At 48.3% G+C, this 12,674-nt stretch carries 11 protein-coding genes; 9 read left to right on the forward strand and 2 right to left on the reverse strand.

Annotated features, from left to right (window positions below; all coding sequences use genetic code 11):
• The first annotated feature begins 167 nt into the window (after positions 1-167).
• The 4 genes from FN124_RS24855 to FN124_RS24870 are packed head-to-tail and all read left to right on the forward strand — an operon-like array spanning position 168 to position 2,938.
• Positions 168-1,001 (forward strand): hypothetical protein, encoded by an 834-nt coding sequence (locus tag FN124_RS24855; protein WP_142687504.1) that lies wholly within the window; start codon positions 168-170, stop codon positions 999-1,001.
• Positions 1,002-1,032: 31 nt separating this feature from the next.
• Entirely contained in the window at positions 1,033-1,476 is a 444-nt protein-coding gene (locus tag FN124_RS24860) for a tetratricopeptide repeat protein (protein WP_142687505.1), read from the forward strand.
• A 17-nt stretch (positions 1,477-1,493) separates the two neighbouring features.
• On the forward strand, positions 1,494-2,435 hold the full coding sequence (locus FN124_RS24865; protein ID WP_142687506.1) for a glycoside hydrolase family 43 protein: 942 nt from the start codon (positions 1,494-1,496) through the stop codon (positions 2,433-2,435).
• A gap of 17 nt (positions 2,436-2,452) precedes the next feature.
• On the forward strand, positions 2,453-2,938 hold the full coding sequence (locus FN124_RS24870; RefSeq protein WP_142687507.1) for a PPC domain-containing DNA-binding protein: 486 nt from the start codon (positions 2,453-2,455) through the stop codon (positions 2,936-2,938).
• A 5-nt stretch (positions 2,939-2,943) separates the two neighbouring features.
• Here the strand turns inward: FN124_RS24870 and FN124_RS24875 are convergent, their stop codons facing one another.
• Together FN124_RS24875 and FN124_RS24880 are read right to left on the reverse strand one after the other, a co-directional pair.
• Positions 2,944-3,660 (reverse strand): 3-keto-5-aminohexanoate cleavage protein, encoded by a 717-nt coding sequence (locus FN124_RS24875; protein ID WP_142687508.1) that lies wholly within the window; start codon positions 3,658-3,660, stop codon positions 2,944-2,946.
• A gap of 251 nt (positions 3,661-3,911) precedes the next feature.
• Positions 3,912-4,718 carry a M48 family metallopeptidase gene (locus FN124_RS24880; RefSeq protein WP_142687509.1) on the reverse strand — a complete coding sequence of 269 codons (807 nt, stop codon included), beginning with the start codon at positions 4,716-4,718 and terminating at the stop codon, positions 3,912-3,914.
• 193 nt (positions 4,719-4,911) lie between these two features.
• Between FN124_RS24880 and FN124_RS24885 the strand changes: the two genes are divergently transcribed.
• The 5 genes from FN124_RS24885 (at position 4,912) to FN124_RS24905 (ending at position 12,666) form a co-directional block, all read left to right on the forward strand.
• Positions 4,912-5,196 (forward strand): DUF3817 domain-containing protein, encoded by a 285-nt coding sequence (locus tag FN124_RS24885; RefSeq protein WP_142687510.1) that lies wholly within the window; start codon positions 4,912-4,914, stop codon positions 5,194-5,196.
• 70 nt (positions 5,197-5,266) lie between these two features.
• A complete protein-coding gene (locus FN124_RS24890; RefSeq protein ID WP_142687511.1) occupies positions 5,267-7,555 on the forward strand; it encodes a GH92 family glycosyl hydrolase in 2,289 nt (762 codons plus the stop codon).
• Positions 7,556-7,640: 85 nt separating this feature from the next.
• Positions 7,641-8,267 carry an RNA polymerase sigma-70 factor gene (locus FN124_RS24895; protein WP_185937363.1) on the forward strand — a complete coding sequence of 209 codons (627 nt, stop codon included), beginning with the start codon at positions 7,641-7,643 and terminating at the stop codon, positions 8,265-8,267.
• Positions 8,268-8,295: 28 nt separating this feature from the next.
• Positions 8,296-9,294, forward strand: coding sequence for a FecR family protein (locus tag FN124_RS24900; protein ID WP_142687513.1), 999 nt, complete (start codon positions 8,296-8,298; stop codon positions 9,292-9,294).
• Between the two features lie 45 nt (positions 9,295-9,339).
• Positions 9,340-12,666, forward strand: coding sequence for a TonB-dependent receptor (locus FN124_RS24905; protein ID WP_142687514.1), 3,327 nt, complete (start codon positions 9,340-9,342; stop codon positions 12,664-12,666).
• Positions 12,667-12,674: the final 8 nt, after the last annotated feature.

The raw sequence follows: 12,674 nt of genomic DNA on the forward strand, positions 1-12,674 counted from the left end.
GACGGTGATCGCGTTTTATGACCGATCAGATTTTTTTCTTTCATATGAAAAAATAAAATCCGTTATTTTTAGTGGTAGAAGTTCTTTGAGACCGGTGTTGGAGGAGACGCTATTATTATCCGTTTGGGTTGACAATGGCAGGGATTAGTTCGAATGCGTTGAAGGGGATGGATTATCCCAAAAACAGAAAGGAGTATAACGGCATAGAGCATACGACAGATTTAGACTTGAATCAATATGACGCCTTTTTTAGGACCCTTGATCCGCAAATTGGAAAATGGAGTCAAATAGATCCTAAAATTGAGGATATGGAGGCTTGGTCACCTTATGCATCTAATTATGACAATCCAACCAGTTATGCTGATTTTCTTGGTGATGAACCTGATGATGATCCGCCTACAGGAGTTAGAGGGTTTTGGATTAGTGTTGCGGGATTAATTAATGGTATTAATCATACGATAACTGGAGGACATTATAATACACCTGCATCTGCGTTTGGTTGGGATGGGGAAGATGCTGAACGATATGATAATATGACCCGTGTAGGTGAGATTATTCCAGTCGTTTTAAGTCCCAAACCATCTGCAGCACAACCAACCCCAGTTCCCTTGGAGCCTATACCGGTTCCTTTACAAGCTCCGGCCCCTATTCCTGTAGTGGTACCTCCCTCAACGGTGAATACTAAGGGCAAGAAGCCTGATTGGGGAAAAGCAGGCGGTGCCGAGCATACATCTGGAGCGAGAGGAAGTACCAAGGGTAAACATGAGAAGGGAGCTGCGACTAATCAACGAAATAGACAGGGATCAAAAGGTATGGATCAGCCTCCCAGACGTCGGCCTGCGGGGCATAAAGGACCTTGGCCTCCTAAACCTGCTAAACCAGTGAAGCCTACTAAGCCTCCTGCGTCAAGCCCTCCTCCCGGGCCGCCACCGGCATCAACACCTCCAGCAGAAGCTCCACCAACACCACCAACAACATCAACGCCACCGACAACGAACTGAGTAAAAAACTACAAAAATAAAAAAGGATAAAATGGCAAAAGGAGATATTTTACTTCGAAAAGCTTTTGGCGAAATGCAGAAGAAATCCCCTGATTTGCAGATTGTTTTTGGTTTTCTGCAACAGTCTGCGAATATGGGAAATGCAGAGGCACTTTATGCTATTGGCACATGGTACCTGTATGGCACCTTCGTGAAGAAAAATCCATTTTTAGCGGTGGAATACTTCCTGAGTGCTATAGAGGGCAATTATAGTAGTGCCTATTTTGATTTGGCTGTTTGTTATGAAACCGGGAATGGAGCCAGGAAGAATTATAAAAAAGCATTTGAATGTTATTTGAATGCTGCATTAACCGGTGATAAGCAAGCTATATATGAAGTTGGAAGATGTTATTATTATGGAATTGGTATACCAAAAAATGAACGGGTTGCCGAAGTTTGGATCAGACAAGCAAAAGAGAAGGGGATTACAGATTGAATAACATCGGTGAAGTTATGGCATTCGTATTTTGCCTGGCACAATTATCGCTCCGCCCATTCAAAAAAAACATGCAATCCAACAATCCCATCATCCGCCATAAATTCACCGCCGACCCTACCGCGCTGGTCCATAACGATACCGTATATCTGTACACCGGCCATGATGAAGCGCCGCCCGGAACGGAAGCCTACATAATGAACGAATGGCTCTGCTTTTCATCCACCAACCTCGCAGAATGGACAGAGCATCCGGTACCACTGAAAGCCACTGATTTCTCCTGGGCCAGCGGCAATGCCTATGCTTCAAAGGTAATAGCACATAATGGTAAGTTTTATTGGTATGTAGCCGTGGCGCATGCTTCCATTAAAGGTTCTGCCATTGGCGTAGCCGAAGCGGATAACCCATCAGGTCCGTTTAAAGATGCCCGCGGATCGGCGCTGGTTACTCTTGATATGTTGCCTTCCCATGTGCATGAAAAAGCTAACCTGGATCCGTCTGTAATAGTGGACGATAACGGGCCGGCATATATCTTCTGGGGCAACAAACAATGTTTTTATGCAAAATTAAAAAGCAACCTGGTGGAGTTGGATGGTCCTATAAACACATTGGATCTGCCTGGATTTGAAGAAGGCGCTCACATACACCAGCGCAATGGCTGGTATTACCTTTCCTATGGCTACCAGATGCCGGAAAAAGTAGCTTACGCCATGAGCCGTAACATAGAAGGTCCCTGGGAGTTTAAGGGAATACTAAATGAGCTGGCAGGGAATTGTGAAACAAACCGGCCGGCAATCATTGATTTCAAAGACAGGTCTTATTTTATTTATCACAATGGAGGGTTGAAGAACGGCGGCAGTCACAGGCGTTCTGTATGCATCGATTACCTGTATTATAACGGCGACGACACAATGAAACGGGTAATTATGACCTCCGAAGGAGTGCAGATGGCATGCTAAATGCAGTGCTTCTTCATATGAAAACAATACTCATTTCACTCATCAACTTGTTCTTCATGGCTACAGCTACTGCGCAGGATACCACCCGCTACGTTAAAACCAGCACCGGTTACCTGATGGTGCTCAGGCAGGGAGATGATATTTTTAAACAGCTGGAAGCCTTTGCAGAAAAGGAAAAGATCCCTTCCGCCAGTTTCACCGGGTTTGGATTTGTGAATGTTACTTTCGGTTATTTTAACCGGGATACAAAGAAATATGAGCCGAAGGATTTTAATAATATGGAGCTGGCCGGTATGAACGGGTCTATTGCCTGGCAGAAAGGAAAGGTGTCACTGCATACGCATGGAACCGTTACCGGTAAGGATTTTAGCGCCTTCGGCGGACATATGCTCGGCGGCACCGTGAGCACCGGATCGCTGGAGATAACTATTATTGTACATCCGCAGCGGCTGGAACGGGTATTTGAAGAACCGTTGGGCGCTAATGTGCTGAGCCTGGAATAATCATTTTACAAATCCCAGTGGAATGCGGCTTTCACCAATGCTTCATTGCTTTCCGCAATGGCGCCGGAAGGATCGTGTAAAGTATCTTCAAATCCTATCCTCAGATCGTATCCCTTATATTTGGCTACTTTCAGTATTTCCCAGCAGGTGTTATCCACACCATGTAACACCACTGTTTGATGAGGTAGTTTATCCGTAAGTTGGTCTTCAATAGCTTTCACCGTTGCCAGGGCCATGTTCAGTTCCTGTTCTTCCGGTTCAATCAGCAGGCGGAAGCATTCCTTCAGTAAACCCTTGCTGATGAAGTTTTCCACGGCCTCTGCACCGTTAAGCCCTGCTTCCACACCGATCTGTTTCTCAAGTATTGCCTGTACCACCTGTTCAAACCCGGGTTCATGCCCATTGATGGATACAAAATTGGGCAGTATTTCCCACTGGCGGATCAGCTCCAATCGCTTACTGATGTTGGGTTCTATCCATGCGCCGGTACTGATGCCTACAGGGATATCAGGCACTGCTGCCTTTACCGCTTTTATCTGTTCATTTACAAAGGCTGCTTCCAGTGTTTCTTTGCCATTGTGGTCGCGCACATGGAAATGGATGGCGCCGGCGCCGGCCAATACCGCGTTTTTGGCGGCGGCTGCAAGCTCTTCTGTGGTGATGGGGATGTTGGGATGGTCTGCTTTGGACCTTGAACCGTTTAATGCTGCTTCTATAAACATAATCCTGGCTTTTGGGAATCTACTGCATAAATGATACCTGTACGAGGAATAGCTGTTGCGATGGAAAAGCAGGAAGGGTATTGTGGAAGAGTTTGAGCAAATTGCCGGTTTTTTTCCATGTTGTGGGTAACAGCAGGTGTGCTGCCGGCTTCAGGCCAGGTACCACCAGGCATATTGTATTCTTTCAAAAAAATAATATAGCCAGGAGGGATACCTATTGATCCCGCCTGGCTATATCTTCATAAAAAAAATTATTTCGTAGCTACCACTGGTTTTTCATAGCCATCTTTCTTCGCTTTCTCGGCCATGGTGTTCATTCTTTTCTCTGTATCGGGATGAGAAGAGAATAACTGGGAGCCTTTCTTTTTTTCACCACTGCTTTCCTGTGATGCTTTCCACAATTTTTCAAAAGCCATAGACATGCCCCATGGATTGAGCTTCGCCGCTTTCAGGAATTCATAACCATAACTATCCGCCTGGCTTTCCTGGTTACGGGAATAAGCAGAATTGGCCACTGCTTCTCCTAAATCGCCCAGCTGGGAATCGCTCAGTGCCCCCGCAGTACCGCCTTGTGAAGAAACGCCGTCTTTCAGTGCGGAGGTCATCAGCGCTGTTTTGAACGCATCTTTGGAGTCCTTGTTTTTTACATGCCCAATTTCATGTCCTATTACACCCATTACTTCATCGTCCGTCATGGTTTGTAATAGGCCGGCACACACGCGCACACTGCCATCTGCACAGGCAAAGGCATTGATATCCCTTACCAGGTATACCTTAAAGTTAAGGTTCATGCCCTCATAACCGGTTACGGGGTCGGTTAGTTTTTTCAGGCGCTGTGCCATCGGATCATCGGAGGGGGCTACGGGGTTGTGTTCATCCATCCACTGGATATACTCTTTGGTATATCTGATCACATCGTCGTCGCTAAGCGTGGCAGCTTTCACTGCTTTAGCGCCGGCGCCAAGTGTTTTAGTGTTTAATTTTAATTGTGCATTCGAGGTCAGGGCAAATGACAGGCTTGCAGCGCATACGATGCCGAATCGTGCATAAACAGACATAAATAAAGGTTTTTATTATTGAAAAGGGTTAAACTGTATTAATGATTGCATTCATATCAGGCCGCGAATATAGTTATTGTTATAATTCCGTACAAAGAAATCCGGATTAAATATGGGGATCAAAGTCCGCTTCTTAACTTATCTTCGGGCAATTATTTTAACAGGGGTTAAAGGCCTTTAGATTTTTTATAAGATGATAAACTTATATCGTAAAACAGCGCTGATCGAAGGGATTTCTTATCTCATCTTATTATTTATAGCCATGCCATTGAAATACCTGTTCTCTTTTCCTGAACCGGTAAAATATTTCGGGTGGGCGCATGGCGTACTATTTATCCTGTTTGTTGTACTCCTGCTTGCCTGCTGGATAAAATACAAATGGAGCATCCTCCGCGTGGCAGGCTTTTTCGTGGGATCGCTGTTGCCTTTTGTGCCATTTGTGTTTGAAAAAAGATTGAAGAAAGAATACGGTAACTGATATAAAAATTGTCTGCAAGTGGCGGTAACCGGCTCCGGGGGTGTCTAGTTGTAAAGCAGATGTATAAACAATGCAGTTACCACGTATCAGCAACACCCGCCGGTTGTTCACTATTTTATTTTGCAGTTCCACGCTTGCAGTAACGGCCCAGCGAAATGAGCTGGTGTCTTACGCCAATACCTTACAGGGAACCAATTCTGAGTTTGCGCTCAGCAATGGTAACACTCATCCTTCTACGGCATTGCCTTTTGGCATGCATGCCTGGTCTGCACAAACAGGCAAAAACGGCGATGGCTGGAAATACCAGTACAAGGCAAATACCATCCGGGGTTTTCAGCAAACGCACCAGTGCAGCCCATGGGTAGGCGATTACGCCGTGTTCAGCCTCATGCCGGTTACCGGGAAACTTACAGTAGGGGAAAACGAACGTGCCACCACGTTCAGTCATGCCAATGAAATAGCCCGCCCGGATTACTACAAGGTAACTTTGGCCAATAATATTACCACCGAATTATCGCCCACTGAAAGAGGCGCTCACCTGCGTTTTTCCTTTCCCGCCAAAAAGCCGGCCTATGTGGTGCTGGATGGGTATAACGCATTAAGCGGTGTACAGATATTCCCGGCAGAGAGAAAGATCACCGGGTACGTCACCAACGGGCGCTTTATACCAAAAGGGTTTAAGAATTATTTCGTCATCGTGTTCGATCAGCCCTTCGAAGGCAGTGGCACCTGGGAGAACGTAAACAACCGGGTTTTTGCAGATAGCCTGTCGGCAGAAGGAAAAGGCGCCGGCGCATATATCCGTTTTAAAAACGGCGCTACGGTACAGGCAAGGGTTGCATCTTCCTATATTAGTCCGGAACAGGCGGAGCTTACCTGGCAGCAGGAGCTTAAATCCTTTACCAGGCTGGAACAAACAAAAGCTGCAGCTGCAAAAATATGGAATACCCTGTTTGGCAGAGTGTTGGCGGAAGGCGGATCAGAAAAAGACAAAGCCACTTTTTATTCCTGCCTGTTTCGCGCAAATCTTTTCTCACATATCTTTTTTGAATACAACAGCAAAGGAGAACCTTATTATTATAGTCCTTATGACGGTAAAGTGCATAACGGCTACATGTACACCGATAATGGTTTCTGGGACACTTTCCGCGCGCAGTTCCCTTTAAACACCATCCTGCATCCCACCATGGAAGGGCGCTATATGCAGGCGCTGCTGGATGCGCAGCAACAATGCGGCTGGTTCCCGGCCTGGTCGTTTCCCGGTGAAACAGGCGGTATGCTGGGCAACCACGCTATCTCACTCTTAACCGATGCCTGGGTAAAAGGTATCAGGACCTTTGACCCCAAAAAAGCGCTGGACGCCTATTTTCATGAAGCCATGAATAAGGGCCCCTGGGGCGGTGCCAATGGCCGCGCCGGATGGAAGGAATACTACCAGCTGGGCTATGTAAGCTTCCCGGAATCCCATGGCAGTACCTCGCAAACACTGGAATATGCTTACGACGACTTCTGTGGTTACCAGTTGGCGAAACTCACCGGTAATGATTTCTACCAATATGTTTTCGGTCGCACCATGTATAATTATAAGAACCTGTACGATTCTGCGACCGGGTTTATGCGTGGTCGCAAGCTGGATGGCAGCTGGCTGGAAAATTTTGATCCTTACGAATGGGGTGGCCCTTATACCGAAGGAAACGCCTGGCACTGGCAATGGTCAGTGTTCCACGATATACAAGGCCTTATCCGCCTGATGGGAGGCGATGTGCCTTTTATTACAAAACTGGATTCCGTATTCAGCGCGCCCAATAAAGTGAACGTGGGCTGGTACAAACAAATGATCCATGAAATGACGGAAATGGTAAATGCCAATATGGGGCAGTATGCACACGGCAATCAGCCTATACAACATATGATTTACCTGTATAATTACGCGGGGCAGCCCTGGAAAACACAGGCGCATGTCAGGAAAGTAATGGAGAAATTATACAGCGCGGGTGAAAACGGGTACCCGGGAGATGAAGACCAGGGCCAGATGTCGTCGTGGTACGTCATGAGCGCCATGGGCTTCTATAGTGTATGCCCCGGCACGGATCAATATGTGATTGGCAGCCCACTGTTCCCGAAAATGACGGTGACACTTGAAAACGGGAAACAGTTTGTAGTGGAAGCCCGCAACAACAGCCCGGAGAATGTGTATATCCAGTCGGCCACGCTCAATGGCAAGCCCTGGCCGCATAACTGGCTGCGGCATGCCGATATCATGAACGGAGGTATACTCCACCTGGAAATGGGCAACCAACCGGCGGTTAACCGGGGCACTGCCAATGAGGATAAACCTTTTTCACTGAGCAGTCGCTGAAAACGCGGCTGCCGGTAATTTTCGTACGGCATTAAGAAAATAGTGGCGAAACGATTAAATTAGCCCGTAGTTCGAATTGATGCCGATGCGAAAAGATTTTTCCACGTATACAGATGAAGAGTTGTTCCTGCTGGTGAAGCAGGGGCACAAAGACGCGTTTGAGGATATCTACAAACGCTTCTGGCAGGAGTTGCTGGACGCCGCCTACCGGCGTGTAAAAGTGCAGGAAGCGGCCATGGAGCTTGTTCAAAATCTTTTGGTAGACCTTTACCTGAAAAGGGATACCATTTCCCTTAATACCTCGCTTCGTAATTACCTGCATACCTCGCTGAAAAACAGGATACTGAATAATATACGCTCACAACTGGTGCGTAACACTTACCAGCAGCATGTGCTGAACGACAGCGGTCTTTACCAGTCCGACGCCGCCAGCACCCTGCAGCTGAAGGAACTGCAGCGGCACATCGATGAATCCTGCGCCAGCATGCCTGAGAAGTGCCGCGAAGTATTTTACCTGAGCAGGAGAGAGCAGCTCTCGTACCAGCATATTGCCCGGCAGCTCAATATTTCGGTGAATACAGTGGAGAAGCATATGGTAAAAGCCCTGAAAATATTACGCTCGCACCTGAAGCAATATCATTATTTACTGCTCTGGTGCCTCGTGTCGCTGTTGCTGATGTGTGGGCAGATTTCAAACTATTTTGGCCTATAATGGCGGTAAGCCATTTTTCAGGTGTCTAATGTTAGAGAGACTTATGGATATGAATAACACCCGGTTAAAAGAATTATTGGATAAATACCTGGACGGTACTGCCACTGATAAAGAAATCAGTGAGGTGGACAGCTGGTACAGGTCTTTCGAAAATGATCCGGGCCTCACTTCGCAATTCAACCCTGAGCAACGCACTGCGCTGGAACAACTGATCTTCCTGCGCATCAGCCGCCAGGTGGAGGATGCTGAACCGCGGATGAAGGTGAGCCATAGGTCTGTTCGCTGGTTGGTAGCCGCTACGATCGCCCTACTCATCGCTGCAGGAGGTTTTTACCTGGCCCGCGAACGCAGCGCCCGGCCTCAAATTGCAAAGGCAATGGTAACAGCGCAAACCGGGGGAGACGGCATTAAAAAGATCACCCTGCCGGATGGCAGCCTGGTATGGCTGAATGTAGACAGTAAAGTAAAATATGAGGAACATAAAGCCCGGGAGATCTGGCTGGAGGGAGAAGGATATTTTGAAGTAACTTCCCGCCAGAACGATCCTTTCCTGGTGCATGCCGGTAAACTGGAGGTGAATGTGCTTGGTACCAGTTTTAACATCGATGCCTATACGCCGTCGGCAAAAGTAACCGTAACAGTGGCCAGTGGTAAAATAGCCGTAGGCAATAACGGGAATAACACTGCCACACTTGTTGCCAACCAGCAGGCGGTTTATCACACTGCAACGGACCAACTGGAAAAGAATGATATCGCCGCAGCAGATGCCAGCGCCTGGACACAGGGGCAGCTGATCTTTAAGAAAGCCCTGTTCCGCGATATCGCCTATAAACTGGAACGCCGGTATAATGTACGTATCCGGTTTGCCAGTGAACAGATTGCCAATTCATTGATCACCGCACGGTTTGATGCCAACGTACCGTTTAAGAACGTGCTGGGCATGCTATGCGAAATTTATGGGTGCAGCTACCGGCAGGAGCCCGGCAGCAACGAATACCTGGTATATAAAAAAGGGACAACCAAATAAATAAAAACGGATGGGGTTAGCCTTAGGGCGTGATAAATTCGGGTTATGAAAGTGAAAACAGCGGAGTGCCTGCACATGGTGCCCGGGTGGTTTACCTGCCTGGTGCTGGTATTGTGCTGCCTGTACCCGCCGCGCATAACTGCGCAATCCGGCGTAACCGAAGAATTGAAACACACCGTGGTAGATGTACATGTTACCGGCGAAACGCTCGATAAAGTGTTTGAACAGGTGGAAGCAGCTACTACATTCAGGTTTGTATACAGTCCCTCCGACATCACAAAAAGTGGAAAAGTAACTGTTAATAAAAGAAATATTTCCGTGGACCAGGTGCTGAAACTTCTGCCGGCAGGATTGCAATATGAATTACGCGGCAGGAACATACTTATCACACGGAAAGAACCGCAGCCTGCAAACCAGGCCTCGATACTGACAGGCAGGGTCACTGATACCAACGGCAACCCTTTGTCCGGTGTATACGTGATGCGGAAAGGAGCGCCGCCCCGTTTGATGACGGATGCAGATGGCACCTTCAGTATCCATGCGGAACAGGGAGATACCCTGCGTTTTGCCCTACCGGGTTTCGGTGAACAGGAAGTCCCGGTGGAAAGAGTGAACATGTTGTATGTGTCCCTCTCGCCGCGATATTCTTCCCTGAAGGAAGTAGTGGTGATCGGCTACGGTACTTCCAGCAAGGAAAAGCTTACTACCGCCATCGGTACGGTAAGTGGCGATGCCATAAAGGAACGCCCTACTACCATGAACCTGATGCAGGGACTGGCGGGAAAAGTAGCCGGGGTAAGCGTGATGATGAATTCCGGTAAGCCCGGTGGCAATCCTATCGTAAAAATAAGAGGCACCGGTTCTATCAATGCCTACAATGGCCCGTTGTACGTGGTGGATGGTATAGTGGGAGCCGATCCGCTGATCATTGATCCCAACATCGTAGCATCGGTGGATGTGCTGAAAGATGCTGCCGCCTCCGCCATTTATGGAGCGAGAGGATCCAACGGGGTGATCGTGATCACCACCAGGAAAGGCACTAAAAGCAGCCCGGGTGTTACATTCCGCAATACAGTGAGCTTTGGTACGCTGGCCCGCAAAGTGAAACTGATGGATGCCGGCCAGGCACTGGAAATGTTTAAGCGGGAATACGAATACCTGCCCGGCCGCACAGCGCCGCACCTGGATCCGTCATGGCAGTTTGTACGGAAGGAAGAATTGTTTAACGCCGACGGCTCTCCGAAATATAATACCGACTGGCAGGAGGAAGCAAGCCGCCTGGCAGTGTCGCATGAGCATTCCCTGTCGCTGTCGGCCGGAAAGGATGGCTTCTCCGCACTGGTCAATCTTTCTTACAACGATCAGCAGGGTATTCTCATCAACAGCTACTCACGACAGGTGAACGGGTTTATTAACCTCGGCTGGGATGTGTCCAGGTGGCTGCATGTACAGGCGGTGATCAACAGCGGGGCGTCAAAACAGAATAATGTAGACATCAATACATTCGGGCTGAATGCAGTACGGCAGATCTATGAGTTCCTGCCTTTTCTCCCGGTGCAATATGCCGACGGTACCTATTCCCGCAAAGGGGATTATCCCGGTGCAGAAGAATCTGAAAATCCGGTGAGATTAATGAGGGAAGTGAAGTCAGTAGCAGGGAAAACATATACCATGGGCAACCTGGTAACAACCATTCGCCTGAACAGCAAACTGCATATTACCGCAGGGTTGAGCGGACAAACCGGCGCTACCTACAACCTGTATTACTCCGGCCGTGATATCCGCGGGTATTCGGATACGCAACAGGGCGTGGCTACACGCACAAATGGGAACTCAGGTTCCTGGACTACGGAAGACTACCTGACCTGGAACAACCAGTACGGTAAACATAAGGTAACAGCTGTTGCCGGGGCCAGCTGGTATTATTTCGGGAATATGAGCACTAAGGCGGGAAGCGAAGGTTTCTTTGATGATTTCTTTTCCTATAACAGCCTGCAAACAGGGCTGGTGCCGCAACAGCCGGAGTCGGGAACAAGTAATACGGCGATGAACTCGTATTATATGCGGTTCAATTACGACTACGACAGCCGTTACCTGTTCGGGTTTTCTTTCCGCGCAGATGGCTCCTCGCGCTTTGGCGCCAATAACGTATACGGCTATTTCCCCAGCTTCTCGGGGGCATGGCGTTTATCTTCAGAACCGTTCCTGCGCGATGTGCACAGCATTAGCGACCTGAAGATACGCGGCAGCTATGGCATTGTGGGCAATGCAGATATTGGTGATTATGTAACGCAGGACAAGCTGAGAAGCAGCCAGGTGGCATTCAATGGCCAGGTGGCGCCGGCAGTTACATTGTCCGCGCTGGGCAACAGGAACCTTAAATGGGAAAAAGCCCACCAGCTGAATATTGGACTGGATGTTTCCCTTTTCGATAACAGGATACAGTTCACCGGCGATGTGTATAACCGTGTAACCAAAGACCTGCTGTATTACCGGCTGATGCCCGCCACCACCGGTTATGAAGGGGTGTATGATAACATCGGTTCCATTCGTAACAGGGGACTGGAGCTATCGCTGGTCACCAACAACATCCGGCGTAAACAGTTCTCATGGAATACCTCGCTGATCTATTCCATGAACCGCTCCCGCGTATTGGAACTGAACGGCGATATCATGTATCCCTGGGCAGGGCGTATCATGGAAGGCCGTCCGCTGAATGAATTTTATGGTTACCGCCGGCTGGGTACCTGGGGAACAGATGAAGCGGCGGAAGCAGCCACCTATGGTAAAAAGCCCGGGGATCTGAAGTATGCAGATCTGAATAATAATAAAGTGAAAGATGCCAACGACCGTACCGTGCTTGGCAACGGCATGCCCGATTTTGAAGCAGGTATGACAAACACATTTACCTATAAAAAATTTTCCCTGCTGGTAGATCTGCAAACGATCTATGGCCATAGCCTGGCAAACTTTACCAGGATGATCATGGAAAACGCTGCGCCCACTACGAATAGTTACAGCAACCTGCTCAACGCATGGACGCCGCAACACCAGGGAGGCATGAACGCAGCACTGCGGCTGCCACAGGACGGGCTCGATAATGAAATGGACAGCTATTATATAGAAAAAGGCACTTTCCTCCGTATACGCAATATTGCACTGGCGTACCGGCTGAAGGAAGACTGGCTCGCACGGTATCATATCAAATCTGCCGTGATCACCGCCAGTGCGGAAAACTATTTCCTGTTCACAAAATATAAAGGGTACGATCCTGAAGCCTCCTCATTCGATGGCGACTTTAACCAGGGAGTGGATCTGTACCAGTATCCGAAAGCAAAAACGCTGTCGTTTACACTGAATGTTACATTCTGAAAAGGAGT

Origin of the sequence: Chitinophaga polysaccharea (genome assembly GCF_902150045.1) — a bacterium.
Classification (GTDB): domain Bacteria; phylum Bacteroidota; class Bacteroidia; order Chitinophagales; family Chitinophagaceae; genus Chitinophaga; species Chitinophaga polysaccharea_A.